This window comes from Xanthobacter oligotrophicus, assembly GCF_008364685.1.
Classification (GTDB): Bacteria; Pseudomonadota; Alphaproteobacteria; order Rhizobiales; family Xanthobacteraceae; genus Xanthobacter; species Xanthobacter oligotrophicus.
Genome location: NZ_VTTL01000007.1, coordinates 64,316 through 89,955, shown reverse-complemented (window position 1 = coordinate 89,955; position 25,640 = coordinate 64,316). Strand labels below are relative to the sequence as shown.

Genomic DNA, 25,640 nt, shown 5'->3' with positions numbered 1-25,640 from the left:
TTCTTGTTATATATCAATGACTTATTGGCGGCGACGCGCCTCGTTCTAGTACATCATTCTAGTACAATTCACACAAACTTCCGGGCAATAGGCAGTGTCTTGCGACGCAGAGCGTACGCGCATCCGCCGTGAGTCGGCGCGACCGAGCGCGTGGGTACCGATGGGACCAAAAAACAGGGGCGCGGATCGCCCCGCCCAGCGCAAAAGCGCCACGCGAGGGGTCCACGCCCCGGTTTCGAGTTTCGTTTCACCTAGACGAGGAAACAGGGAAACGGAGGCGCGCCCCCAAAATTCCCCTGCTGAAGGGAGCTACGCTCTCCCTCAGCACCCCAAGGGCCGCTCAATAGTCCTCGGTGCTGGCGTGCTCCTCCTCCATTGTGTCCAGATCGTCCCCGACGCCCTCCTCCCTCAGACGCCGCGCCTTGGCGAAGCAGTCCTTCAAATCCTCCCTGCTGATGAGCTTCCGCTCTACGGCGGTGGCGAGGTGCTTGCTGACGGTGCCCTTCGCCAAGCCGAGATGGGCGGCGACCTCCGTCTGACTGACGAACTGGAGCGATTTCACACAGTGCAGGGCGGCGTTGTCGGCATCCAGATCGACCTCTTCTCCGATCTCCCATCCGGCATCCGTCAGCGACCACAGACGCGGAAGCAGTTGCTCGCCCTTCTTCTGCCTGAACTTCCCGAAGTGCGGGGAGAAGCAGGCCGCCCCCATCCGTTCAATCTTCGGCCTCCGCAACTCCAGCACGACCTCGAAAGTGACTTCGATAGAGGCGCTACCGCGCAGAGCATTCCCATCCTTCCGCGCGTGGTGGATGAGGATGGTGGTGAGCCCCGCCTGCTTCGTCTGCAACAGGAACCGCTGGATCTTCTTGAACGCGTGCGCGGCGTTTTCGTCCTCCAACTGCTCGCTCAGCGTGGTGAAGTTGTCGAGGATCAACACCTCGGCGCCAAGCGTGTCGCAGGCACGCAGGATGCTGTCGCGTCCCTCCTCGGTCGTCAGGTCGAAGAAGACCGCATCGCGTGGCTGGGCCTGACGGCTGAAGAAGACGAGGTTGGTGTCCAACAGGCCCGGCGCACCAAGCGTCACGGCGCCGGTGGCTTTCAGCATGTCGACTCGGTCGCGGACATCCTGAAGGTGCATCTCGCCATCGATATAGACCACCTTGTTCGGCTTCTCGGCGCTCCATCCGCCGACACTGCCGCCCGTCGCCATGGCCATCGCCATGCTCAGGCTCAACATGGTCTTGCCGACACCGGAAGCTGCCCAGATCAGGGCCGTCTCTCCTTCCCGAAGCCAAGGATCGACGACGAACCGACGCGGTGGGAACGACTTGAGCAGAAGGGCGCCTGCCGTGATTGCCTCTAGTCCGGCGATCTTTCCCAGGTCTAAGGGCGGCGGCGGGGACGGCGGACACCAAGGTACGAGAGCCGTGCAAGAGACGTTGGCGGGGACTGCAACAGGTTGGCTATCAAGCATGGGGGGTCACCTGCGCACTGCGTCGGCCGCCTATGTGCTGGCAAAACCGCAACGTGCGCCGTTTGGGTTTATGGGGCCGCGAGCAGTCGCGCGCGATGCCGGGCAGTAGGGTCAACAAAATCTCCGATTGCGCCCAGCAAACAGCACACGCGACGCGCACCTCTGGCAGTAGGAGGCAAAAAAGCCGCCCGACCGCGCCGCCCGCCAATCCCGCTAATCAACCCGTGACCGCTCCCTGTCCCTGAACGATCCGGTAGACGCTCCCCCTGCCAATCCCGACAGCCGCAGCGATTTCGGTGGGCGTCTTTCCTTCCCGGTGGAGCTTCAACACCTCTTCCGACTTCGCCCGCGCGGTAGGCTTGCGACCGAGGTATTTCCCCTCTGCCTTCGCCTTGGCGATGCCCTCCCTCTGCCGCTCCAGCATCATCTCACGCTCGAACTGGGCGAAGCCCGCGAAGATGGTGAGGATCAAGCGCCCCGTCGCGCTCTTGGTGTCGACTACCTCGCCACCGAGGTTCAGCACCTGCAGACCCACACCCTTCGCGTCGAGGTCGCGGACGATCTCCCACAGGTGGATGGTGGAGCGCGCAAGCCTGTCGATCTTGGTGATGACGAGGGTGTCGCCCTCCCGCACGAACTCCAGCGCCTGCTTCAGCCTGTCCCGTTCCCCGACTGAAGACACATGCTCGGCAAACACCTTGCCGCAACCCGCCGCATCGAGGTCGCGTCGCTGGGCTTCAAGCCCGGCCTCCTGTTCCGTGGTGGAGGTCCGCGCATATCCGACCAACATCGCCATGTGCCCTGTCTCCCGACCTCAGTGTCCAAAAAGTCTAGAGATGAGAGTCGGATCCGTCCGGAATGTCAAGACCACTCTATCGGACGCAATCGCGAGCGTCGCCGGACGCGTCCGCATGGGCAGGGGCTATTGGGCGATCCCGCCGCCTTGGCGAGCCGCGAAGCAGAATAGGCGTGCACACATTATGGCTCCGCCCTAGCGTTGAGGGGGGGGCAGGGGACAGGTTGGTTTTGCAGCCAAAGAATATGTGTCCGAAAATCCCGTTGCTATTTTTGGTCACGCTCAGAGGCGAGCCGGGTCTGCCAGTACGCGGACCCTCAGGTTTTAACTGACCCTAAGCGTACATTCCCTCGTTTGGATCGTGCAGCTACTTCTGGCGTGATAATGCGGCATTAAGCAAAGAAATTGAGATCTTTGTACTATTTCCGAAAGCGAAGCGTCCAACTTTCAATCAATGCTTCTTCGTCATCGTCATCGTCATCCGGGTCCGCATCCGAACGCAGGCTAAGCGCCTTACAGGTCAAGATAGTCAAGGTGCGCCCATAGTGACCAAGCCCGACAACTTCCTCGGTGATGCGATAACGGCGATCACCGCCCATCCAGTCGCTCAAATATCTCTCGCCTTCGTCGCGTTGAGCGGTGCGGATGTTCTCCGGCGCAGCATTAAATTGCGCGGTCACGGTTCCAGGTGGAACGCCGATCCCTTTGCGCAGGAAGGTGAGTCCCTTCGCTTGCTTCAAGCCATCCGACATGAAGCACCAATCGACGGCATCGCCGATGGTGCAGATGACCGCGACGCCATCAGATGTGAGCGCGCTATAGCGAATGGCCGTCGCCGTCAGAGATGTGTCACACGCCTTGCGCAGTGCTTCGACGCAGGCGAGGCCAGCGTCTTGATCGGCGATAGCCTTTTTGAAAGGCCCCTCCGGCATCAGTAAGGCCGCTGCAAAGTGATCCGCTTCCAGTTCAAACGGATCGCCGGAGACGAAGCCTGCGCGTGATTGGTGAACACCCGTGGTCAGCAGCGCTTCCGGATGGCCTTCGATGAAATAGTGACCCAACTCGTGTGCGATGCTGAACCGCTGAAAGCCACGGCTCGGAATGTTGGTCGCGTACATGATGCCGAAGTTGTCACCGGCCTTCAGCAGCATGCCGGACACGCCTTCGGCGGAAGCCGGTTTCGCCTGAACCAAGATGCCTTTGCTCGTGGCGATCGCTTCCGGATCAACCCAAAGCCCTTCGATCTTCATCTGGCGAAGCACCGAGTTCGCTGCAGCTTCCGCAACGGTCCTTCGCGCGAGTTTGAGCTTGGCGGTCATTCGTTGCCCTTGACGCCTCTTTGCTTGGCGAGAAGTTGGATGAAATCCGTCGCCAGTTTGAGATCCTGCTCGGTGAGTTTTCCGAGATCACGGTGCAGACGCCCCACCGTTTCCGCCGATGCATCCGGCGCATCGGAGCGGCCCAACAGGTAGTCGGTGGTGACGTTCAGCGCCGATGCAAGCGAGCGCAGATTGTCGAAGGACGGCTTTCGCGGTCCAGATTCGAAATGGGAGACGGACGCGGCGGGCAGACCGGCCTTGGCGGCGAGTTCGGCTTGATTCAGGCCTCTCAAGGTGCGGGCGGCCTTGAGGCGTTCTTTAAAGATATCAGCTGGCTGATCAGGCTGCATGGCGCTTTCGATATATTTAACTTGACGGATACGCCATCTCACTCCAGGATGGCGGTTGTAACAATTATGGCATGGCGGATGCGCATGTGGCAACCGCCCTTTGGAAGAAGCCGGAATGGCTAAGAACGACAGATTCGTGGTTCGCCACGGCAACGACTGGGCGGTGAAGAAGGGCGGAGTGGCTGCACCGGAAAGCGTCCATCGCAAGCAGAGCAGCGCCGAGCAGCAGGCCAAGAGCACAGTTCGTGGCCTTGGCGGCGGTGAAGTACGCATTCAAGGCCGCGATGGGAAATGGCGCGACTCAGACACGGTTGCGCCGGGGAACGATCCCAATCCGCCGCGCGACAAAAAGCACTAAGGAAAAGGAGATTTTACGATGAGCATAGCTGACGCGCCGGAGCCGATCTCCGCCAATCAGGACCAGACCGCGGCGCATATTGCCGACGAGTCGTTCAACTTCCGTACCTTTCCCTTCGATGACCGCAAGGTTACGGGTGGACAGATCGCGGAAGCATTCGGAGCGCATCCCGTCACCGAGTTCGTGGTGCTTCACCAACTCGCCAATCTTGAGCTGGAGGAGTTGCGCCCGACCGAGATTGCCGATTTGAAGAAGGCGGATCGCTTCTTCGTGATCCGGAGTGATGGCACGTACCGCTTTTTCGTCGATGGCCTGAGCATGGTCTGGCCGCTCAAGACTCTGAAGGGTCGCTACATCAAGCAACTGGTCGGCAAGGACAACGCCGATACAGAGCTGCTGCTGGAACGCGAAGAGCAGCCCGACAAGGTCATTAGCGATGACCACGATGTGCGTCTGGCCGGTGACGGTGTCGAAAAGTTCAAGACACGTCCGGCCAAAGCGACCTTGACCATTATCGTCGAGGGCTCGCCGCATAGCTGGACGAAGAACAAGATCAGCTATGACCAAGTCGTCACGTTGGAGGTGCCAGACTACGCCCAACATCCGGAAATCACATATTCGGTGAAATACACAAACGGCCCCAACAATCGGCCAGACGGCGTTCTGGCCAAGGGCGAGTCGGTGCATGTCAAAGACGGGATGATCTTCAGTGTTTCAGAAACTGGTCAGTCATAACGACGATATCCGTCGTCTTGTCGAGAAGGGGTACGCGGTCGGTTTCGATAGCGAGTATCTGATCGTTCGCGATGTCCCCTATCTCGATGTGAACGGTGCGTACCAAGTTGGTGCAATCGTCACCAAGTTGGTGTTCACCGACAATGAGCATGTCTGCCAGGAGGATCATCAGATCTTCTTCGCGGGCTCGCACCCCTATAATATGGATGGCAGTCAGATCGGCAATCTCGCGGGAGGGCCAACTACTTTGACGCTGAGTGCCGAGGCATCTGATGTGGTCGTGCGGCGCAGCTTCTCAAACAAGCCACGCGTGAACGGTCAACTTGTCGGGTTTGATAATTTCTTCGACAAGATCGAGAGCTACGTCGGTATAATCTCTGGTCCTGCGATGGCGATGTACACAGGCCGGAAGGAGCCGCTGACGTACCGGACTGTCGAGAAGACGGCCGAGGACGCCATATTTAAGATCCACGACACCATGACAAGCCGAGCGGAAATCACCGGCTTGTCCGCGAAGTTTCACAATGAGGTTGTGGCCATCATCGGTCTGGGGGGTACCGGAGCTTACACGCTCGACTTTCTGGCCAAGACGCCTGTCAAAGAGATCCGTGGATTCGACCTCGATCCGTTTCACGTTCACAACGTATTTCGCTCGCCGGGACGGTTCGAGCATGATGAGTTCAACCTGTCGAAGGCCAAGATGTACCAGGCCCGGTATGACAATCTTCGTCACGGCCTGAAGCTGGAGGCCAAGTTCATCGATGCGTCCTGCGCCGACGACTTCGAGGGAGTCACCTTCGCCTTCGTCTGTGTGGACAAGGGCAGCTCACGCGCAGGCATCTTCGACTTGTTGATCGGGCTCGGCGTTCCGTTCATCGACGTAGGCATGGGGCTAAACCGCAAACACGGTGCGCTCTCCGGCATGATGCGGGCGACCTATTACGCGCCCGAGACCGCGTCTGCGGTGAGGGCGATGGAACTCGCTGAGCTGAGCGACCGACCGAATGAAGAGTACCGCGTGAACATCCAGATCAGCGAGTTGAACGCCTTGAACGCTGCGATTGCAGTCATGAAGTTTAAGCGCTTGAAAGGCTTCTACGTCGAGCACACTCCGGACTTCCATGTGCTGTTCGATCTCGCCGACGGCAAAATAGCAACGCGATCAGAACTCCATGAAGCTTGAGCACATCACCCTTCAGCGCGTCGAGTTTATGCCCAAGCAGCTTGAGCCTGGGGTTCTCTACGTCTCCGAAAAATATGGCGCGGTGGCGCATCTCTGCGCATGCGGCTGCGGCGCGAAGATCCGCACGCCGCTCGGGCAGACGGAGTGGAGCTTGAAGGAGACCGCCAGTGGTCCAAGCCTGTGGCCTTCTGTTGGCAATTGGCAGCAAGCCTGCAAGTCGCATTACATCATCGACCGCGGCGAGATTATATGGTGTGGTACCTGGACGCATGAGCAAATCATGGCCGGTCGGCAGGCTGAAGAATCGCGCCGCAAAGCGCATTACGATGCTATGTACGCCAAGGACGGTTGGCTTTATCGTTTCTGGAACTGGCTCAAGAGATTGTTTGGCCGTTAGCCCCGTAGGACGCCGTGATCGGGTCCGAGCAGGCACCATTGCCCATTCTTCGGCCCGGTCCCTATCGCGGCAATTGACGCACTGCCGACACCTCAGACCACGACGGTTCTCGATTGTGCCATCCGCGCCTGCTGGACGGGATACCTCGCAGAAACTCGGTGTTCCGGTGCAACCGGGTTCGCGTTCAGCGCAAAGGCGAAATGGGGCTGTGCCGACGTCGATCGCCCTCGGATCCACCGAGAAAGAAAGTGACGAAGCGACTATCCCCCTGAGGCCACTCTGCTGGAGGGCGTGGGTTCGGATGACCGCTTCTGGCGCGCCACCGACGTTCACCCCTCCCCCGGCAATCCCAGCAACTCCACCAACCCTTGCTTCTGCTCGATCCTAAGTCCGATCGGCGAATACACCCCGTAGGTCATACCGGGCTTCTTATGGCCGATGATCTGGGCCGCCTCCGTCTCGGCGATGCGGTGGCGTTCGAATGCCTGGGCGACATTCTTGCGGAAGCCGTGGAAGGTGGAGCGCTGTTCGGCCGTCAGTGAACCGGCCTTAACCGCAGCGAGCGTGACCCGCCCAAGCTTCTTGCCGATGTTCCAACCTCGCTTCTTGTCGGGGCCGCCCGGTACCAAGTTGGGGAACAGGAAGCCGGATCGGGGGCACAGGTCGAGGAAGGGGGCCAAGGCGCTGTGGACGGGCACGACACGAACGCTGCTTTCCGTCTTGCCCTCGGGGATGTCGAAATAGGTCACGCCCTCCGCCGTCTGCACGTCCGCCCATTCCAGCGAGCAAATCTCGTTCAGGCGCATCCCTGACAGCAGGGCGATGCGGGGGAGCCAGTACAGAGGGTTTGGCTTGCCCTCGCTCCCAGGGCTCGACTGGAATCTCAGCACCAACTTCAGCGCCTCGTCTGTCCAAGGGGCATGAGCATTTCTCCGCGTTTTCACCTTGGTCCAGTGGCCGGAGAAGGGGTTTTTGCCCGACACTTCACCTCTGCTGTCCGCCCAATCCCACAGCCCGTTCAGCGAAGAGACGTAGCGGTTCAGCGTCCGGCTGCTGAGCACCTTGCCACCCGCCTTCGCATAGGAGGCGAGTAACTGATCGAGGGTGCGCCCCTTCGTATCCGGCGACCGACCCCAGTTCGGGTCAAGCCGCTTCACTTTATCGAAGAAGGCGGCGACCACCTTGCCCTTCACGGTGGCGAGGGGCTTGTCGCCGATGTGGTCCCGAAACAGTCGAAAGACGGCTTCCATCTGTGAGATGGTTTGCATGGTGCGACGGTTCGCCGTGTCCCGCTGTATGTCGGCGATGTAGCGTGCGGAAAGATCAGAGAACGGCGCGCGAAACTCGGCAGGCGCCTCCACCTCGCCCGCTCGCGCGGCCTTGATCGCTTCCAGCGCAGCCGCCACCTCGGGATGGACCTCCGCGGGATCGGTCTCGCTCAGTTCGCCCACGCCAAGACGGCGCGCCTCGGGATCGGCATAGCCATCCCAGAGGAGGTCGAGCTGTTGGTCCAGATCGTCGGGATCGCGGAATTTCTGCCTCAGCCAGTTGATGCGCTGGACCACCTCCTCAAAGACGACATGGGGAGGCTGTGTCTCCACCTCCGACACCCGGAGCAGATCGAACTGTCGCTTCCAATAGGCCGCCTTCTCAAGCGCCAGATGCTGGGCCAGACGCCGGTCGGCTGTCTTCAGGTTCTCGGCAACCATCTTCTTCCCGACAGCGGGCTGCACCGTCACGGGGACCGCTATCTGAAACCACCAGACGTTCGCCCTACGCTTCAGCCAATTCGCCCTTGGCGCCATTGGATACCGCCCACCTTTCCTCGTTCTAGTACATCGTTCTAGTACATCGATGCGGCATAACCAACTGATCTCATTGATCCAAAACGACAACACGACGCCTCGGCTGGGGATCCAGGCGCCCCAGCCATCTGCGGACCTGCCGGTGCGGCGGCAGGAGGTCCAGTGGCGGGTGGACCGGGACCTTATCGACGCGCGCTGGTATAAGCAGCCATGCCCCGCCCCTACCATCAGGGCGCGCCCTCGGACCATTTCGACGGGACGCGCTTCTTCAATCCCGATCACCCCTCCACCGACAAGACCGCGCGCGACCTGATGCGCTGGCGCAGGCGGGGCACGGACCGCGGCGCGTGGCCGTCCGTGCCGGCCCTGCCCACGGCCACCGACACGCCGCCGGCCGAGGTCACCTCCGGCATCCGGGTGAGCATGGTGGGGCATGCGAGCGTGCTGATCCAGGTGGCGGGCCTCAACATCCTCACCGATCCGGTCTGGTCGGAGCGCGCGAGCCCGCTGGCCTTCGTCGGGCCGAAGCGGTTCAACCCGCCGGGCATCCTGTTTGAGGCGCTGCCGCAGATCCATGTGATCCTGCTCAGCCACAACCATTACGACCATCTCGACCTGCCGACCCTCGGCCGGCTGGCGCAGGCGCACCGGCCCCGCCTTGTCGCCCCCCTCGGCAACGACGCCGTCATCCGCCGCAAGCTGCCGGACCTGGCCGTGGCGACGGGCGACTGGGGGGATCGCTTCGCGTTGAGCGCGGACGTGGACGCGGTCATCCATCCCGCCAACCACTGGTCGGCACGCAGCCTGAAGGATCGCCGCTTCGCCCTGTGGGGAGGGTTCGTGCTGGCGACGCCGGAAGGCGTGATCTATTTCGCCGGCGATACCGGCTATGGCACCGGCGAAATCTTCCGCGCGGTGCGCCACGCCTTCGGGCCGCCGCGCCTCGCGTTCATCCCAATCGGCGCCTACGAGCCACGCTGGTTCATGGCGCCCCAGCACACCAATCCGGAAGAGGCCGTGCGCATCCTGGAGGATACCGGTGCGGAACAGGGCCTCGGGATCCACTGGGGCACCTTCCGCCTGACCGACGAGGCCCAGGACGCACCGAAGCACGCCCTCGCCGAGGCGCTGCGGGCCGCGGGCATCGCGGCGGAGCGGTTCCTGCCGTTCCATCCCGGCGAGGTCTGGCGCAGCTGAGGTCGCTCACCAAGTGTCCTCACCAAGTGCCCTCTCAAGGTGGCTCTTACCAGGTCGGCAGATACGAGCCCTTGAAGCGTTCGGCGAGGAAGGCTTTCACCGCATCGGAATGATAGGCGGCGATGAGCTGCTTCACCCAGGGCTTGTCCTTGTCCTCCTCGCGCACGGCCAGGATATTCACCCAGGGCCCGTCCACCGGCTCGCGGATAAGGGCGTCCTTGGCCGGGTTGAGGCCAGCCTGGACCGCATAATTGTTGTTGATCGAGGCCGCATCCACGTCCGGCAGGGCCCGGGGAAGCTGGGCGGCATCGAGCTGGATGAACTTGAACTTCTTTGGATTCTCGATGATGTCCAGCTCGGTGGCAGTGATGCCGGCATCCGGCTTCAGCTTGATCAGCCCGTAGTGCGCGAGGATCTGCAGCGAGCGCGCCGCATTGCTGGGATCGTTCTGGATCGCGATGGTGGCGCCTGCGGGCACCTCGTCGAACGACTTGTACTTGATGGAATAAATGCCCTGAGGCGAAGCGATGGTCTGCGCCACCTTCACGATCTTCCAGCCGGTCTTGGCCACCTGGTTCTTCAGATAGGGCTCGTGCTGGAAGGAATTGGCCTCCAGTTCCTTGTTGGCGAGCGCCTGGTTGGGCACGACATAGTCGGTGAACTCCACCACCTTGATGTCGAGCCCCTGCCCGGCCGCCACCTTCTTCACCACGTCGAGCACCTCCGCATGGGGGCCGGCCGTGACGCCGACGCGGATGGTCTCCGCCTGCGCGAAGCTGGTGCCGACAAGGCAGAGCGCGGCGGCCAGGGCGGCACCCCGCAGCAGGGAACGAGGCGTGATGGGCAAGGACATGGAACGGCTCCGCTGACGCTGAATTGAATATGATTAAATCAATTGATTTAATCATATTCAAGCGCCCAGACGCCCTCTCCCCCGCCCCAGGTCTGGTCGGGGCCATTCCACCACGCAACGACCGAGCGGGTGCCACACCAGCCCCACTCAGGCCCCCAGCGCCGCCTCCAGCCGGTCGGCGATGGTTTTCAGCACCTTCACGCGAGCGAAGTGCTTGTCCTCCGCCTCCACCAGCGTCCATGGCGCCTCGCGGGTAGACGTGCGGTCCACCATCTCCGTCACCGCCGCCTCGTAGAGCGGCCATTTCTCGCGGTTGCGCCAGTCTTCCGGGGTCAGCTTGAAGCGCTTGTAGGCGATCTTTTCGCGCTCCTCGAAGCGGCGGGCCTGCTCATCCTGGCTGATGGCGAGCCAGAACTTCACCACCACATAGCCGGCGCGGTTGAGCTGGACCTCGAAATCGTTGATCTCCCCATAGGCCCTGCCCCAGTCGTCCGGTCCGCACAGGCCCTCGACGCGTTCCACCAGCACCCGGCCGTACCAGGAGCGGTCGAAGATCGCGGTGCGCCCGTGAGTGGGAATGTGCCGCCAGAACCGCCACAGATAGGGCCGCGCCCGCTCCTCGTCGGTGGGCGCGGCGATGGGGTGGACGCGGAAGCGCCGCGGATCCAGCGCCCGGCGCAAGCGCATGATGGTGGAACTCTTGCCCGCAGCATCCGAGCCCTCGAACGCGATCACCAGCCCCGAGCGGGCGAAGGCCAGACTGTTGGTGAGGCGGGTGATGCGGCTCTGGGCATGGGCCAGCTCCCGATCATACTCCGCCTCCGGCAGGCTGCGCGACATGTCGAGGGTGGAGAGGATGGAGAAGGGGGGCAGCAGGCTCGGCACGTGGGTGGGATTGGGCGGCAGGGGCAGAGGCGCGGGCTCCGGCTCCGCCGCCATGGCGCGCAGCTTCTCCAGCAGCAGGCTGCCGACCATGGCGTCGCAATATTCGGTGTCGGCGGCCGGCACCACGTGCCAGGGCGCGATTTCCGTGGAGGTGGCGCGGGCGGCCTCCTCGGACGCCAGGTGCAGCCGCTTGCGGGCGGCGGCACCCTCGATCTCGGCCCATTCGCGCACGATGGGTCGCTGGTAGTCACCCTTGCTCAAGGCCTTGAGCCGGCGCCGGGCCTCGTCCCCGTCCAGATAGAGCCAGATCTTCAGCAGACTCACGCCCTCGGCGTGGAGCATGCTCTCGAAGCGCTCCATCTCGTCGAGGGAGGCCATGAAATCGGCCCGCCCCATGGTGCCCAGCGCGCGTTTGCACAACGGCGCGTGGTACCAGGAGCCGAGCATGACGCCAATCTGGCCGAACGGCGGCAGCTCGCGCCAATACTTCCACATGGGCGGGCGGTCTTCTTCGGCGCAGGGCATCTCGAAGGTGAGCGTCTGCACCTTGCGCACATCCAGCCAGCTGTAGAGCCGGTTGAGCACCGCGCCCTTGCCGGCGCCGTCCGGACCGTGGATCAGCACGATCAGGCTGCGCCGCTTCGCCTCGATGAGGGCGAACTGGGCGTTGAGGAGGTCTTCGCGCAGGCTGGGTTCCAGCGCCTTGAAGGCGGCCTTGTCCAGCCGATGCTCAAACGTGGCCGATTCGAACATGCCGTCCTCCCTGCACACAGGAAGGGCAGCGTGGCCGACACCTCAGGCCGACGCAACCTTCTGCACGCCGGAGGACGGCACCTTCACCAGCGCCTCGCCGTCGAGCACCACCTCGCCCTTCACGCTGCAGATGCAGGACAGCCGCGCGCGGTGCCGCTCGGGGATCAGCTCCACCACCTTCACCTCCACGTCCACCGTGTCGTCGATGCGCACCGGGGCACGGAAGTTGAGGGTCTGGGAGATGTAGATGGCGCCGGGACCCGGCAGGCGGGTGCCGAGCACGGCGGAGATCAGGCTCGCCGTATAGAGGCCGTGGGCAATGCGGCCGCCGAAGGGGGTCTTCGCGGCGAAATGCTGGGAGAGGTGGATGGGGTTGCGGTCACCCGTCAGCTCGGCGAAACCGACGATGTCCGAGGACGACACGGTCTTGGACATGCGCTCGATGCGGCCAAGGGTCAGGTCTTCGAAATAGAGGTTCTGCAGCTCGAGAAACATGGGCGCGCTTCCTTGTCCTTTTTCGGGCGCGGACTTTAGAGCGCGCCGGGACGCGTGGAAAGTCGGCCAAAGGGGTGAGGCATGCCCCGCCTTTATCCATCCGCGGCAGGCCTGCCGCGCCGACGCCCTCAGCCGAAGGCGGCGAAGCCGAGCACCGTCGGGTCCGTCACCTTGCGGCCGACGCGGCGGAAGACACCGCCGCCGTCCCGCACCCCATCCTGGTTGGTGTTGCCCTCGATGGTCACGAGCTTGCCGTTGATATTGTCGGCAACGATGCCGGCATGGCCCGTACCGCCCGAGAAGCCGAGGAAGAACACCATGCCCGGCACCACCAGCGAGGGATCGACCTGCGCATCCCGCGCCGTCACCACGCGCACGCCTGTAGTCAGCGTCTGGGCCTTGGTCCAGGCCCCGCGCACCAGCCCGGTCCGCGGCACCCGGTTGGGCACGCCGAGGGTGCCGGCTGCCTGCGCGAAGCACCAATAGACGAACGACATGCACCAGGGATTGCCCCGGTCGAGATCGACGCTCGCAAGGAAGGCCTCCACCTGCGCGCCGCAATTGCTGTTGGGCGGGATCTCCCGGACGCCGATCTGCTCCGACGCCACGTCGAGCACGGCGGACGCGAGCGTGCGCTCCGCCTTCTTGATGACCACGCGCGGCTTCACCCACTCGCTCTCGATGGAGAGGGGGCCGAACAGCGCGCCCCAGGTCATGGGGCCGACGATGCCGTCGATCTCCAGCGGCGCGCCGTCGAGGTCCACGGAGCGCGCCTGGAAGAGCTGGACCGCGTATTTGGTGGGGGTGTCGAAGACACCGGTCGGCGCTCCCGGCGAGGCGCCCATGTCGGCGAGGCGCTTCTGCAGGCGGCTGACGGAGACCTTGTCGCCGGTCTTCTCCATCAGGTACTTGCCCGGGAACGCTGGCGGATTGTCCGGAAACTCCACCACGCTGCCGTCCACGGGCAGGAAGGGCGTCGGCTTGGCCACCTCGTCGCTGTCCGGCGGTGGCTGGAAGCCGAGGCGCTGGGCGATGTCGTCCTCGTCCATGAGGGCCGACAAAAGTGTCATGCCCCCGCACTGCTGGCTCACCGCATCGGGGGAAAACACGCCGTCGCGGATGAACTTGCCGCGCGTGTAGACATTGCTGAAGCCCCAGAGGTAGGGGCTTTTGACGAACGGAAAGCGGGTGCGGTAGCCGAAGCCGTTGTAGCGCTCCAGCGCGTAGGCGATGCCGGGAACGGTCCACTTCGTCCAGGTGTCGAGCCCGTCATAGGCCAGGGCATCGATGGCGCTCTCGACCCAGCTGTAGGCGCCGCCGCTGGCGGGGGCCTTCTTCGGCATCCCGGCCGGCTCATGCACCGTGCGGGCCGTCAGCGGATCACCGTTGTGCAGGTGGGCCGAGAAGGCCATATCAGCCTCAAGATTGTGGATGATCGCCACCACGAACCAGGGCACGGAGGTGGCGGCCTCCACCGTCTCGTACTGCTTGCGGTTGGCCGGGCGCAGGAGGCGGTCGGCGACGCGCTGGACCTCGTCGCGGCGCTCGGGCCGGATGACGAGGGACGCGAACAGGGCCGCATATTCGGCGGCGAGCTGGTCGTCCAAGATGGGCTTTGCCATGGATCGCCTCCTGAGGAACCCAGGTTGCAACCCGTGGATCATGGCCCCGACGCACCGGCCGGGCATCCCCCAAACACGGTAGAGCCCGACGCGAAGCGCGGGCCAGCGTTCAGGCGCGGCATTTACGGCCGATGAAGTACCGGCCGCCGCGATCAGTCCGCCTGTTCGCGCAGCTTCTTCATGAGGGCTTCCAGCTCGCCGTCCTTCTCCTTGGGCAGGATCAGGTTGGTGCGCACCAGGAGATCGCCGTGGCCGCCGCTCGCCGTGGGCAGGCCCTTGCCGCGCAGGCGGAAGGTGCGCCCGCCGGAGGTCCAGGCGGGAATGGCCAGCTCCACCGCCCCCTTGAGGGTCGGCACCCGAACCTTGGCCCCCAGCACCGCATCGGCGAGTTCCACGTCCACGTTCTGGCGCAGGTCGTCGCCGTCCCGCTCGAAGATCGGATGGGGGGCGTAGGAGATGGTGACATAGGCATCGCCCGACGGGCCGCCCATGGCGCTGGGCTCACCCTGGCCCTTCAGGCGCATGCGATGCCCCTCGCGGGTGCCGGGAGCGATCTTGATGTCGATCTGCTTGCCGTTGGGCAGGCCGACACGCTTGGACGCCCCCTCGGCCGCCTCCTCGAAGGAGACCGGGAGCGTTATTTCCATGTCCGCGCCGGGCTGGGGCGCGAAGCCGCCGCCGGCGGAGCGGCGCTGGCGGCCGAAGCCGAAAATATCGCCGATGTCCTCGAAGCCGCCACCGCCGCCGCGCCCGGACGAGCGGCGCGCGCCTTCCTGACCGAAGGAGAAGCTCTCGAAAATCGTGTCGCCGTCGTAGCCCGAGAAGCCGCCGGGACCGCGCCGCTGTCCGCCGCCGCGAAATCCGGTGAATTCGGGGGCTTTCGGCTTGCCCTCGGCGTCGATCTCGCCGCGGTCGTACTGGCCACGCTTCTCCTTGTCCTCAAGGATTTCATGCGCGGTATTCAGTTCCGCAAAGCGGTCCTGCGCCTTGGGATCGGACGCATTGGCGTCGGGATGCAGCTTCTTCGCAAGCTTGCGATAGGCGCGCTTGATCTCGGCCTCGTCGGCGGTCTTGGAGACGCCGAGGACGTCGTAAGGATCACGCATGGGTCAATCACCTCGCCGGCCGGCACTCAGGCGGCCAGCCGCACCTCAGGATGTGGTTCGCGGTGCGAAAAATGCAACGGCCGCGCTGGCCGGTGGCTCAGCTTTTCGCATCTCTGCCTTGCCTCAGGCCTGCCCGAGCACCCGGACCTGCGACAGGACGGTTCCTGCGCGGGCCTTGCAGACCTCGCCCTGGATCCAGCGGTCCGCGGTCTTGCCATCCACCAGCGAGATCATGAAATCGCGGCAGCCGCCGGCGCGGACCGCCCCGACCGGCGTCGCCGTGCCGCGGGAGCCGGTCTCCGGATTGTCCCAGGGGATGGAAACGTCCTTGCTGCGCGCCGCCAAGGCCTGGTCGAGGGCGATCTTGGCCTGAACCCAGTCGCTGGCCGAAACGCCGGTGGGGGCATGGCCGTCCGGTACCGGCAGGGAGGCCGGCGTCGCCCGGATGGAGCCGGTGACGATGGCATCGTCCGGCGACACGTTGACGGTGGAACAACCGCCGAGCCCCGTGACGACGAGCCCCGCGGCCGCCATGCGACAGAGCGCTTCGCGCCGGCGGATCACGCTTCTATATAAGGAACGGCAGCCGGCCACGGGGACGGCGCGCAAGAGGCGAGGCACGAGGGGCTCCCACATGACTTCGAGCACAGGCATGGAAGCCCACAACCCCTTAACATCCGGTGATTTTACGGAAGTCTCCGAGCCGTTCCGGCTGTTTGCCCAATGGCTCGCCGAGGCCGAGAAGAGCGAGCCCAACGATCCCAACGCCATGACGCTCGCCACCGTCGATCCCGACGGCCTGCCGGACGCCCGCATGGTGCTGCTGAAAGGGCTCGACGCCCGCGGCTTCGTCTTCTTCACCAACACCGAGAGCGCCAAGGGCCGAGAGCTGGCGCAGACCCCCAAGGCCGCGCTGGTTTTCCACTGGAAATCGCTGCGCCGGCAGGTGCGGGTGCGCGGGCCGGTGGAACAGGTGACAGCGGAGGAGGCCGACGCCTATTTCGCCACCCGCCCCCGCCTGTCGCAGATCGGTGCCTGGGCCTCCAGCCAGTCGCGCCCGCTGGAGGGCCGGTTCGCGCTGGAAGGCGCCGTAGCGGCGGCGACCGCGAAATACGCCCTCGGCACCGTGCCGCGCCCGCCCCACTGGACCGGCTTCCGCGTGCTGCCGGTGGCCCTCGAATTCTGGCACGACCGCCCGTTCCGGCTGCACGACCGGGTGGTGTTCCGCCGCGAGGGGGAAGGCGCCGACTGGTCCAGGACGCGGCTCTTCCCCTGAGGGACCCCGCCCTCGCTTCCTTGACCTTGCAGCGAGAGGGTGCTGCATGTCGGGCCGACATGCTTCAGCCCTGAATGCCGGCCCGGGACCCTTGTCATGACCGCCGAACCCGAAGCCACGCCCCGCATCATGCTCCTCACCGGAGCCTCGCGCGGCATCGGCCATGCGACGGTGAAGCGCTTCTCCGCTGCCGGCTGGCGCGTCATCTCCTGCTCGCGCCATGCGTTTCCGGATAAATGCCCGTGGGGCGCCGGGCCGGAGGACCACATCCAGGTGGACCTCTCCAGCCCCGCCAGCACCAAGGCCGCCATCGCCGAGGTGAAGCGCCGCCTGCCGGACGGCCGGCTGGACGCCCTCGTCAACAATGCCGCCATCTCCCCCAAGGGCGAGGGCGGCTCCCGGCTCGGCACCCTGGACACTGACCTTGAGACCTGGGTGGACGTGTTCCAGGTGAATTTCTTCGCCCCCATCATGCTGGCGCGGGGGCTTTCAGCGGAATTGGAGAAGGCGCAGGGCTCGGTGGTGAACGTCACCTCCATCGCCGGCTCGCGGGTGCATCCCTTCGCGGGGGCAGCCTATGCCACCTCAAAGGCGGCGCTGGCCTCGCTGACGCGGGAGATGGCGTCCGACTTCGGCCGGCGCGGCATCCGCGTCAACTCCATCGCGCCGGGGGAGATCGACACCGCCATCCTCTCGCCGGGCACCGACAGAATCGTCGAGCAGATCCCCATGCAGCGGCTCGGCACGCCCGATGAGGTGGCGAAGATCATCTACGTGCTGTGCACGGATACCTCGTCCTACCTCAACGGGGCGGAGATCCACATCAACGGCGGCCAGCATGTGTGACGCTGGCGCGGGATCTTGAGGCGCCTTCGGTCAAGCGCCGCGCGGGCTTGATAGTGGCCTTCGCTCAGGCGCCGCGCGGGCTTGGGTTCAGAGCCAGCGGCGCCACTTGAAGAAGACGTAGGGCAGGATGCCCGACACCACCATGCCGCACAGCGCCAGCGGATAGCCGTAGGCAAAGTCGAGCTCCGGCATGTTGTGGAAGTTCATGCCGTAGATGGACGCGATCAGGGTCGGCGGCATCAGCACCACCGAGAGCACCGCGAAGATCTTGATGATGTTGTTCTGCTCGAGGCTGACGAGGCCGATGGTGGCATCGAGCAGGAACTGCAGCTTGTCGCCGATGAAGGCGGCATAGTCGGACAGGCCCGACACGTCCCGGCTCATGGACTTGACGGAGGCCTTGGAATCCTTGCTCACCGCCGCCCCTTCGGTCTCCGTCCCGAGGAAGGACAAAAGCCGCTGCAGCGAGGCCAGGCTCTCGCGGGCGTAGGAGACGAGGCCTTCCTTGCGGCCGATGTGGGAGAGGATGGCGCGATAGCGCTGGTTGGCGTTCTCGCCCCCCTGGTCGCGCTCGAAGATCCGCTTGGAGATGCGCTCCACGTCGGCGCCGATCTGTTCCAGCACGTCGGCGGCGCGGTCCACGATCGCCTCGAGCAGGTCGATGAGGACGATTTCGCCGGTAATGCCGGAGGGGCAGGATTTGGACAGGCGCCCGGAAACGGAGGGAAAGGCGCGGGGCTCGCCGTAGCGCACCGTGATCAGGCGACCGCGGCTCACGATGAAGGTGACCGCCAGCATGACCGGTGTCGGCGTGTCGGCCCCGCACAGGAGCGAGGCCGTCATGTATCTTGCCTCGCCGTCTATATAGAGGCGGCTCGACTGCTCGATCTCTCCCATCTCCTCGCGGGTGGGCACGGAGATGCCGGCGAAGGCTTCAGCCAGCGTATCATCGGCTTCGGTCGGCGAGATCAGGTCGAGCCATACCGTCTCGGCCGGGATCGGCCCTTCGGCGACGGGGCTGCCCTTCAGGCCCCCATCGCTGAACACATATGCAATGAGCATGCGGCATGTCCCCGGATTCGCCGGCTGTTGTAGCTCCGACGGAACGCCGAAGGAACTGCCGCCGTGGCCCGGCCCCCGCGCCGGGTCCGTGGGCGATCAGCTATCCTCAGGCCGCGAGGAAGTCGATGTCCCTGAGGGTCACGATCCGGTTCGGTTCACCAGCGGCCTTGGCCTCGGCGACGCGCTTCTCGCTCGTCTGCTGGGCGGCCGCGGCGACGGCCGAAATCCCGATTTCCCGCCACTGCTGGTTCTGCGCCATACGCTTCAGATCCGATTCCACCCGGGTGCTGAGCCCCTGCGACGGCTGTGCGGTAGACATGTCCTACTCCTGTACGGTGCGACTTTTGACGTTGCGGCACCTTCGCGTGACCGCTTCAGAAATGGCGTTCGACTGCGTCAAAACTGTGCAACCGATGCGACTTCTCCGAGGTCATGTGAGGAGTACGCGCCCAATTCCTTGAGAAACTCCAAAGGGCGGTGACGAAACGGCAGGTTGTGCGGCATTTCTGCAACGCTTTCGCACAAGCAGGCAGGGGCACGCGCAGAACTCTTCAAGCATGGCGGACATTGGGTTAATTCAATCGGAGTGGGATCGATTCCTCCTTGCGCAGCAAGGCGAGTAAAACGAGGCGAACATGATGTGGCGGGTGGTCGGAGCACTGCTGACGGGCTTGATGCTCAGCGGTTGCATGTCGGAAACCTATGCGCCGGCACCTGAATCGGCGCAGACGGCGCGGGACAAGCAGCTTCTCGCGAACAAGCCGTATCCCAACGTGAAGCCGAGCGGAGACTTCGCACGGCATATCGTCGAGTATCCGACGAACAAGAAGCCAGGCACCATAGTCGTCGATACGCCGAACAAGTTCCTTTACTACGTTGAAGGAAACGGCAAGGCGATCCGCTACGGTGTTACCGTGGGCGAGGAAAGCCTCGCCTTCCGCGGCCAGGCGAAGGTCGGCCGCAAGACGGAATGGCCGAGCTGGACCCCCACGCCGGAAATTCACCAGCGCATCGCCGGCCTGCCTTCCTATGTGGGCCCCGGTCCGCACAACCCCATGGGCGCGCGGGCACTCTACCTCTACCAGGGTAGCCAGGACACGCTGTTCCGCATTCACGGCACCAACCAGCCTGAATATCTCGGGCAGGCCATTTCCTCCGGCTGCATTCGCATGCTGAACGAGGACGTGATCGACCTCTACAGCCGCGTGCCGACCGGCACCGAAGTGGTGGTTCTCTGATCGGACGGCATGGCGCCTGACCGGGCGACAGTGATGGTTTGACGAAGGGCGCGGTTCATCCGCGCCCTTTTTCGTTTGTGCCTCTGATCCACCAGCTTCGCCTGAGCCGGCGGCGCCGTTCCGGCGGACGGGGCTCTATTTCCCGTTCGGCTTCTCCGCCGCGGCGTCGGCCTCGGCATCTGCCGCCGGACCGTCCTTGTCGGACCCGCCAGAGGACGCCGGCGCCGGGGCCGCATCTTTCGGCTTCGGCTTGTCCTTCTTCGCGACCACCGTGCCCGCATCGAGGTTCCAGCGGCACAGGCGAATGCCAAGGCGGCGCTGGGCGAGGTCCACGTGGATATGGTCCTCGTGATAGCCGTCCGATCCGGGGCCGAGCACGGTGGTGAAGCGACGGCAGGCGCTCTCCTTCATGGCGGCGCGCAGGCGCTGCGGCAGCCCGCCCTTCTCCACCTTCACCACGCGGGCGTCGGCCAGCTCGAAGCCGCCCACGTCCAGCGCATTGCCAAGGCCATGCTCGCTCATGCGCGCACCGGCGATGCGATTGCGCGAGCGGCAGTCATAGGAGGCAGCCACCGTGACGGACGCAACCTGCGATCCCAGCGCGGCAACCGCCGGAGCCAGATCCTCGCGCAGCCAGTCGGCCACGGCGGCGGCCACCTCGCATCGGGTTACGGCGGCGGGCTTGAAGGCGACGAGGCGGCCGTCCTGGAGGCGCACGCCGGTCAGGCGCACCGGCTGGGCAAGGCCGCAGCCGCCCGCAGGCGCGATCGGCGCCTCCAGGGTAGCGACCATGGTGCCCTCCTCGATCAGGGCCGCGCACGCCGCCGGCATCTCCCGCGCGCCAGAGGGCGGCGCCGGCGTGCCGGCGGCGTCATCCCCGGCCGGCGCCTGTGCATCCGGGCGGGTTGGCGGCAGCGGGACCGCGCCGGGCGCGAACCCCTGCCCTGCGGCCTCCGATCCCTCCTGCGGGCCAACCGTCCGCGCAGCGAGCCGGGGCTCGGCAGCCGGTTCCGGCGCTTCCTCCTCCTCGGCATCCAGCTCGGCCGGGCGCGGCGGCGGCAGTGGCGCGGCACGCACGAGCGGACGCCGCACGGCGGTGGGCGCCGGCACCGACACGGACAGCCCCTGCGGTTTCTTCGGCGGCAGCGGCGCCGTCGCCCCGAGGGCAGGTCCGCTAGCGGCGAGCACGAGGCAGGATACGCCCGACCGGGCGATCCGCATCCATACGGTCCGGGCAGAATCCGACGCGGCGGCGGCCGGCGGGGCGGAAAGGCGGACGCCGGGCGGCGCAGATCGTCGCGAGTGCATGATGCGTGATAGTAGAGAAGCCGAACCGCCCGGTCGATACGGCCGGCTTGGTACCATTTTCCTCCCGGCGTGCCTTTGGCCGCCTCGCCCGGACCTGCCCATGCGCGATGTTTCCGCCCTGCTGTTCGACAAGGACGGCACCCTCGTCCATTTCGACCGAACCTGGGGTCCCGCCTGTGGGGCGGCCATGCGCGCCCTGGCGGGGGGCGACGCCGCCGCGCTGGCCCGCCTTCAGCAGGTGAGCCACTACCTGCCGGCGGAAGGGCGTTTCCTGCACACCTCGCCTTTGGTCTCAGGATCGTCGGCCCATTACGGACCGCTCTGGGCGGACGCGCTCGGCCGGCCGGCCACGCCCGACTTCCTCGCCGAGATCGACGACCTGTTCGCCCGCGAGGGCCTTGCCTTCCTCACCCCTATCGGCCAGCCCCGTGCGACGCTTGCCCACCTCAAGAGCGCCGGCTTCACCCTCGGCATTGTCACCAATGACGCCGAGGAAAGCGCCCGCAAGCAGGCCGACGCCCTCGGCATCCTGCCGCTGCTGGCGGCAGTGCACGGCTATGATTCCGGTTTCGGCTCCAAGCCCGGGCCGGGGATGGTTACGGCCTTCGGCGCGCGCTTCGGCCTTGCGCCCCACGCCATGGCGGTGATCGGCGACAGCGCCCATGACCTCGCTGCCGCCCGCGGCGCCGGAGCCCGTTTCATCGCCGTACGTTCCGGCCCCGCGCCCATCGACGACCTTTTGCCCGAGGCCGACCTGGTGGTGGACAGCATCGACGATCTGCCCCGCCTTCTGGCCATGGAACCCTCTTCCCCAGCGCCGGAAAACGCGGTCTGAAGTTGAGAGCCGACGCATTTTCTTCGCGCGAACCGGGGTCCACTTCGCTCGAAAATGCTCTAATCATGCGGTCGCCCGCAAGCGGACGGATGGAATGATCAGACGCAGGCTTTACACGGAAGAACGCTTCTCCCCGCTGGCGCGGTGGAGCTTCCGGCTCGCCTTGTTCTCGCTGCCGGTGGTGGCGCTCGCCGCGCTGCTCTACCGCGCCGGATTTCTCGATTTCCAGCCGGCGCTGGTAACACTCGCCACCGGGCTTGGCCTTGCGGCGATCGCCGGCATTCTCGGCACTGTGGCCTTTTTCATCACCTGGGAAACCGGCTGGCTGGGCATCGGCCGGGCCATGGCGGCGGTGGGCATCGCGGTATTGGTGCTGGCCGGCCCCGCCGCCGTGCTGGCGCGCGGCATGATGCTGCCGCCCCTCACCGACATCTCCACCGACGCGGCCGATCCGCCGCGGTTCCGTTCCCTCGCCCTCGCCTCTCCACGCGAGGCCAACACGCTGACCTATGGCGGCATCGACAATGCCGCGGTCCAGCGCATGGCCTATCCCGGCATCAAGCCGGTGGATCTCACCGCGACGCCGGAAGAGGCCTTCAACACCGTGCTCGCCCTGGTGCAGAAGCGCCACTGGACCATCCTCGACGCCGTCCCGCCTCGCGGAACCCGGCGCGACGGGCAGATCGAGGCGGTGGCGGTGTCGCCGATCATGGGCTTCCGCTCCAACGTCTCCATCCGCATCCGCCCAACCGCGAAAGGCGCGCGGGTGGATGTGCGCTCCGCCTCCCGCTACGGCTCCCATGATCTCGGCACCAATTCCGAGCGCGTGGAGGCGCTGATGGCGGACCTTGCTGCCGAGCGCCGCCGCCGCTAGGGCCGGGCGGATTAGGAGATCTCAGGGGCGCCGAAGCCGCGAGTGTCGGCATCCGCTCCGGCGGAGAGCAGCGCCACGGCTGAGGCCGCCGCCTCGGCCGGCAGCGGCGCTATGAGCTCCGGATCGTCGTTGCGCACCGCATTGACGCGATCCGAGACCGGCCTCAGGTCGAGATCGGCGCCCGGGAACGACCGCATGAGGCCGCGTGGATCCTCCGCCTCCAGGAAGGCGGCGATGTCCGCTTCGGGCAGTATCACCGGCATCCGCTCGTGCAGCGGGCGGAGCTTGGGATCAGCGGCCGTGGTCAGGATGGTGAAGGTGCGAAGCCACTGGCCGGTCGCCGGATCCCTCCAGCCCTCCCACAATCCCGCGAGCGCCAGGGGGCGACCATCGGCGCGGCGGATGAAGAAGGGCTGGCGGCGTCCGGGTGCGCGCGCCCATTCATAGAAGCCGTCCGCCGGCACGATGCAGCGGCGCCGGGCGCGCCACGCGGCGCGGAAGGATAGCTTTTCGGATGCCGTCTCCGAGCGGGCGTTGATGAGGCGGGCACCGCCCGACGCGTCCTTGGCGAAGGACGGCACCAGCCCCCACTTCAGCAGCGAGAGGTGGCGCGCACCCGTTTGCGGATCGCGGCGGACCACCATGAGATCCTGCGTCGGCGCCGCATTGTAGCGCGGCGGCGCATTGGGCAAAGCCGCCAGCGCCGGGTCCACGTCGAACAGCTCGCCGGCGCGCACCGGCGGCATCTGCTGGACGAACCGCCCGCACATCAGGCGCAGGTCCCGGATCGCTGGGCTTCAGGCCGCACGCCGGAATCGCCCGGTGATGGCGGCAACCGGGCTATCCGTCACCACGCGGCCGCTCGACACCAGGTGCTCCAGGTGCGCCAGCACGGTGAGGGACGCCGCGCCCACCAGCCGTGGATCGAGACCGATATAGATGCCCCGCACGAGGTCGGGGATGGTTTCCACGTCCCGGTCGAGGGCGCGCAGAATCGCAGCTTCACGGGACATGCGGTGGGTCAGATAGGCCCGCACGAAATCGGGCGCGTCCGTCACCGGCCCGCCGTGGCCGGGGAGATAGATGCGCTCCTCCCTCAGCCCGAGCTTTTCGAGGGAGCGGATATAGTCGCCCATGGAGCCGTCCGGCGGCGCGACAATGGAGGTGGCCCAGGCCATCACATGGTCGCCGGAGAAGAGCAGGTCGTCTTCCTTCAGGGCGAAGGCGAGGTGGTTGGCACAATGCCCGGGGGTCTCAACGGCCGTCAGGGTCCAGCCCGGCCCCGCGATGGTGTCGCCCTCCCCAAGGCGGATATCGGGAGAGAAGTCGGTGTCGGCGCTGGCATCGAGGGGGTTGACCTCGCCGATGGCGAGGGGGCGGGCGGCACGATGGGGCCCCTCCCCCAAGGTCACCGCCCCGGTCGCGGCCACCACCGCGCGTACGGCCGGAGAGTGGTCGCGATGGGTGTGGGTCACGAAGACGTGCGTCACCGTCTCATTGCGCACGGCATCCAGCAGGGCTGCCACATGGGCGGGATGGTCCGGGCCGGGATCGAGGATCGCCACCTGCCCGCGTCCGATGATGTAGGAGCACGTACCGGTAAAGGTAAAGGGGGAAGGATTGGGCGCCACGATCCGGCGCACCAGGGGGGACACCTCATCCACCCGGCCGGGCGGCGCGTCGAACGCGCGGTTGAAGGCGATGTCCTCACTCATGGCGCAAGCCTCATGACGTCGGACCTCATGATCATGTCTCAAAGCTCAGGTGTTCCGAGCCGGACATGATCGGGTCTGATCCAAGCTGATCGGGGAATCCGCGCTCAAACTCAAGAGGGCGTCTGCCCGGGCAAGCCTGCGGATGTCGCCGTTGGGGCCTCTGAACACGCGAGGAAACGGGCCGCAGGGGGCGGAGGGGGTCGTTCACGCAATAAAAAAGCCCGCTGCCGAAGCAGCGGGCTTTCCCGACGAAGCGAAGCTTCGATCAGAACTTGTAGTTCACACCGGCCTTGAGGGTGTGGAACTTGGTGTCCACAGTGCCGGTGTAATAGTGGTTGGTGTCGGCAGTGAAGTACGTGTAGTCGGTGCTGCCGAGATCGACGTACAGATACTCGGTCTTGAACGTCCAGTTGTTGGTGATGGCGTACTCAACGCCGGCACCGACGGTCCAACCCCAGTTGGTGGCCGAGCCGGAAGCGGCGAAGCCTTCGGTATAGCCGTTGGAGTAGCTAACCACCTCACCGATGTTCAGAGCGGTCTTGCCGTACGCCGCACCGCCGGTGATGTAGGGCAGGAACCGATCGAAGGCGTAACCGAGACGGGCGCGGATGGTGCCGAAGTAATCGACGCTGGCGCCGAGGGTGCCGCTGCGGAGAGTGCCCCAAGCGGTCGCGGAAGACCAATCGTGGGTGCCCTCGATGTTCGACCACTGCAGGTCGGTCTCAACACCGATCACCACATTGTTGGCGAACTGGTAGTTGTAGCCGATCTGACCGCCGACGAAGAAGCCGGAAGAATTGATCGAGTCAGAAAGCGTCTTATCCAGCGGGCTGGAAGAGGCATAGTTGTCAAGCTTGGCCTCGTCGAAGGTGAACTTGTCACCGCCGTAACCGGCGTTGGCGCCGATGTAGAAGCCGGTCCAGGAGAACACCGGCACGACGGCAACCGCCTTGACGGGATACTTCGTCGCCAGGTCAGCAGCCATGGCCGGAGCCGAAAGCGCCGCCAGCGCGACAGTGGCGAGAAGGAACTTCTTCATGACCAACCCCCTTGTTGGGTGTTACGCAAATTAGTTTCGTTACAGACGTGAGACACGAGTCGCTGCGTCCAGTGGCACCTATCTAGCAGACGCCCGCTCCGAATGCCGTTACATTC

General features: G+C 65.2%; 27 protein-coding genes. 10 read left to right on the top strand and 17 right to left on the bottom strand.

Annotated features, from left to right (window positions below):
• Window positions 1-340: 340 nt before the first annotated feature.
• From FZ033_RS12935 to FZ033_RS12920, 4 genes are all read right to left on the bottom strand, one after another.
• Window positions 341-1,477 (bottom strand): AAA family ATPase, encoded by a 1,137-nt coding sequence (locus FZ033_RS12935; protein WP_149576547.1) that lies wholly within the window; start codon window positions 1,475-1,477, stop codon window positions 341-343.
• Window positions 1,478-1,694: 217 nt separating this feature from the next.
• Entirely contained in the window at window positions 1,695-2,273 is a 579-nt protein-coding gene (locus FZ033_RS12930; RefSeq protein WP_331251177.1) for a recombinase family protein, read from the bottom strand.
• Window positions 2,274-2,692: 419 nt separating this feature from the next.
• A complete protein-coding gene (locus tag FZ033_RS12925; RefSeq protein WP_149576546.1) occupies window positions 2,693-3,592 on the bottom strand; it encodes an ImmA/IrrE family metallo-endopeptidase in 900 nt (299 codons plus the stop codon).
• The gene (locus FZ033_RS12920) at window positions 3,589-3,942 is read right to left on the bottom strand and encodes a helix-turn-helix domain-containing protein (RefSeq protein ID WP_149576545.1); all 354 of its coding nucleotides are present in this window, start codon (window positions 3,940-3,942) and stop codon (window positions 3,589-3,591) included. Before FZ033_RS12920 ends, FZ033_RS12925 begins: the two co-directional genes overlap by 4 nt.
• Window positions 3,943-4,057: 115 nt before the next feature.
• Between FZ033_RS12920 and FZ033_RS12915 the strand changes: the two genes are divergently transcribed.
• Genes FZ033_RS12915 through FZ033_RS12900 form a run of 4 tightly spaced genes read left to right on the top strand, consistent with a single transcriptional unit; the run spans window position 4,058 to window position 6,615 of the window.
• Window positions 4,058-4,300 carry a DUF2188 domain-containing protein gene (locus FZ033_RS12915; RefSeq protein WP_149576544.1) on the top strand — a complete coding sequence of 81 codons (243 nt, stop codon included), beginning with the start codon at window positions 4,058-4,060 and terminating at the stop codon, window positions 4,298-4,300.
• A gap of 18 nt (window positions 4,301-4,318) precedes the next feature.
• Entirely contained in the window at window positions 4,319-5,035 is a 717-nt protein-coding gene (locus FZ033_RS12910; protein WP_149576543.1) for a multiubiquitin domain-containing protein, read from the top strand.
• On the top strand, window positions 5,010-6,218 hold the full coding sequence (locus tag FZ033_RS12905; protein WP_149576542.1) for a ThiF family adenylyltransferase: 1,209 nt from the start codon (window positions 5,010-5,012) through the stop codon (window positions 6,216-6,218). Before FZ033_RS12910 ends, FZ033_RS12905 begins: the two co-directional genes overlap by 26 nt.
• Entirely contained in the window at window positions 6,208-6,615 is a 408-nt protein-coding gene (locus FZ033_RS12900; RefSeq protein WP_149576541.1) for a DUF6527 family protein, read from the top strand. The genes FZ033_RS12905 and FZ033_RS12900 overlap by 11 nt, the downstream gene beginning before the upstream one ends.
• A 329-nt stretch (window positions 6,616-6,944) precedes the next feature.
• On the opposite strand, the gene FZ033_RS12895 is transcribed toward FZ033_RS12900, so the two are convergent.
• Window positions 6,945-8,420 carry a site-specific integrase gene (locus FZ033_RS12895; protein WP_331251176.1) on the bottom strand — a complete coding sequence of 492 codons (1,476 nt, stop codon included), beginning with the start codon at window positions 8,418-8,420 and terminating at the stop codon, window positions 6,945-6,947.
• Window positions 8,421-8,630: 210 nt separating this feature from the next.
• Between FZ033_RS12895 and FZ033_RS12890 the strand changes: the two genes are divergently transcribed.
• Window positions 8,631-9,617 carry an MBL fold metallo-hydrolase gene (locus FZ033_RS12890; RefSeq protein ID WP_149576539.1) on the top strand — a complete coding sequence of 329 codons (987 nt, stop codon included), beginning with the start codon at window positions 8,631-8,633 and terminating at the stop codon, window positions 9,615-9,617.
• A gap of 46 nt (window positions 9,618-9,663) precedes the next feature.
• On the opposite strand, the gene FZ033_RS12885 is transcribed toward FZ033_RS12890, so the two are convergent.
• From FZ033_RS12885 to FZ033_RS12860, 6 genes are all read right to left on the bottom strand, one after another.
• Window positions 9,664-10,470, bottom strand: coding sequence for a MetQ/NlpA family ABC transporter substrate-binding protein (locus tag FZ033_RS12885; RefSeq protein WP_149576538.1), 807 nt, complete (start codon window positions 10,468-10,470; stop codon window positions 9,664-9,666).
• A gap of 147 nt (window positions 10,471-10,617) precedes the next feature.
• Complete coding sequence (gene pap / locus FZ033_RS12880; RefSeq protein ID WP_149576537.1) at window positions 10,618-12,108, bottom strand: polyphosphate:AMP phosphotransferase; 1,491 nt, start codon at window positions 12,106-12,108, stop codon at window positions 10,618-10,620.
• 42 nt (window positions 12,109-12,150) lie between these two features.
• The gene (locus FZ033_RS12875) at window positions 12,151-12,603 is read right to left on the bottom strand and encodes a MaoC family dehydratase (protein ID WP_149576536.1); all 453 of its coding nucleotides are present in this window, start codon (window positions 12,601-12,603) and stop codon (window positions 12,151-12,153) included.
• Window positions 12,604-12,731: 128 nt separating this feature from the next.
• A complete protein-coding gene (locus FZ033_RS12870; protein WP_149576535.1) occupies window positions 12,732-14,225 on the bottom strand; it encodes a peptidoglycan-binding protein in 1,494 nt (497 codons plus the stop codon).
• 152 nt (window positions 14,226-14,377) lie between these two features.
• The gene (locus FZ033_RS12865) at window positions 14,378-15,331 is read right to left on the bottom strand and encodes a DnaJ C-terminal domain-containing protein (RefSeq protein WP_149576534.1); all 954 of its coding nucleotides are present in this window, start codon (window positions 15,329-15,331) and stop codon (window positions 14,378-14,380) included.
• 123 nt (window positions 15,332-15,454) lie between these two features.
• The gene (locus FZ033_RS12860) at window positions 15,455-15,865 is read right to left on the bottom strand and encodes an RT0821/Lpp0805 family surface protein (RefSeq protein WP_188079467.1); all 411 of its coding nucleotides are present in this window, start codon (window positions 15,863-15,865) and stop codon (window positions 15,455-15,457) included.
• 100 nt (window positions 15,866-15,965) lie between these two features.
• Between FZ033_RS12860 and pdxH the strand changes: the two genes are divergently transcribed.
• Together pdxH and FZ033_RS12850 are read left to right on the top strand one after the other, a co-directional pair.
• Window positions 15,966-16,607: a pyridoxamine 5'-phosphate oxidase gene (gene pdxH, locus FZ033_RS12855; RefSeq protein ID WP_188079466.1), complete on the top strand. Its 642-nt coding sequence runs from the start codon at window positions 15,966-15,968 to the stop codon at window positions 16,605-16,607.
• Window positions 16,608-16,703: 96 nt separating this feature from the next.
• Window positions 16,704-17,453 (top strand): SDR family NAD(P)-dependent oxidoreductase, encoded by a 750-nt coding sequence (locus FZ033_RS12850; protein WP_149576532.1) that lies wholly within the window; start codon window positions 16,704-16,706, stop codon window positions 17,451-17,453.
• Window positions 17,454-17,540: 87 nt separating this feature from the next.
• Here the strand turns inward: FZ033_RS12850 and FZ033_RS12845 are convergent, their stop codons facing one another.
• Window positions 17,541-18,515: a magnesium transporter CorA family protein gene (locus FZ033_RS12845; RefSeq protein WP_149576531.1), complete on the bottom strand. Its 975-nt coding sequence runs from the start codon at window positions 18,513-18,515 to the stop codon at window positions 17,541-17,543.
• 106 nt (window positions 18,516-18,621) lie between these two features.
• Entirely contained in the window at window positions 18,622-18,834 is a 213-nt protein-coding gene (locus FZ033_RS12840; RefSeq protein ID WP_149576530.1) for a hypothetical protein, read from the bottom strand.
• Between the two features lie 316 nt (window positions 18,835-19,150).
• Here FZ033_RS12840 and FZ033_RS12835 point away from each other — a divergent pair, with 316 nt between their 5' ends.
• Window positions 19,151-19,753, top strand: coding sequence for a L,D-transpeptidase (locus FZ033_RS12835; protein WP_188079465.1), 603 nt, complete (start codon window positions 19,151-19,153; stop codon window positions 19,751-19,753).
• A 135-nt stretch (window positions 19,754-19,888) separates the two neighbouring features.
• Here the strand turns inward: FZ033_RS12835 and FZ033_RS12830 are convergent, their stop codons facing one another.
• Window positions 19,889-20,974 (bottom strand): extensin-like domain-containing protein, encoded by a 1,086-nt coding sequence (locus FZ033_RS12830; RefSeq protein ID WP_188079464.1) that lies wholly within the window; start codon window positions 20,972-20,974, stop codon window positions 19,889-19,891.
• A gap of 187 nt (window positions 20,975-21,161) precedes the next feature.
• Between FZ033_RS12830 and FZ033_RS12825 the strand changes: the two genes are divergently transcribed.
• Both FZ033_RS12825 and FZ033_RS12820 read left to right on the top strand, forming a co-directional pair.
• On the top strand, window positions 21,162-21,896 hold the full coding sequence (locus FZ033_RS12825) for an HAD family hydrolase (protein ID WP_149576528.1): 735 nt from the start codon (window positions 21,162-21,164) through the stop codon (window positions 21,894-21,896).
• A gap of 94 nt (window positions 21,897-21,990) precedes the next feature.
• Window positions 21,991-22,770, top strand: a complete 780-nt coding sequence (locus FZ033_RS12820) for a DUF1499 domain-containing protein (protein ID WP_149576527.1) — start codon at window positions 21,991-21,993, stop codon at window positions 22,768-22,770.
• Window positions 22,771-22,781: 11 nt separating this feature from the next.
• Here FZ033_RS12820 and FZ033_RS12815 read toward each other — a convergent pair whose 3' ends face one another.
• The 3 genes from FZ033_RS12815 to FZ033_RS12805 form a co-directional block, all read right to left on the bottom strand.
• Window positions 22,782-23,540 carry an SOS response-associated peptidase gene (locus FZ033_RS12815; protein ID WP_149576526.1) on the bottom strand — a complete coding sequence of 253 codons (759 nt, stop codon included), beginning with the start codon at window positions 23,538-23,540 and terminating at the stop codon, window positions 22,782-22,784.
• Window positions 23,541-23,567: 27 nt separating this feature from the next.
• Window positions 23,568-24,485, bottom strand: coding sequence for an MBL fold metallo-hydrolase (locus FZ033_RS12810; RefSeq protein WP_149576525.1), 918 nt, complete (start codon window positions 24,483-24,485; stop codon window positions 23,568-23,570).
• A 265-nt stretch (window positions 24,486-24,750) separates the two neighbouring features.
• Entirely contained in the window at window positions 24,751-25,524 is a 774-nt protein-coding gene (locus FZ033_RS12805) for an outer membrane protein (protein ID WP_149576524.1), read from the bottom strand.
• Window positions 25,525-25,640: the final 116 nt, after the last annotated feature.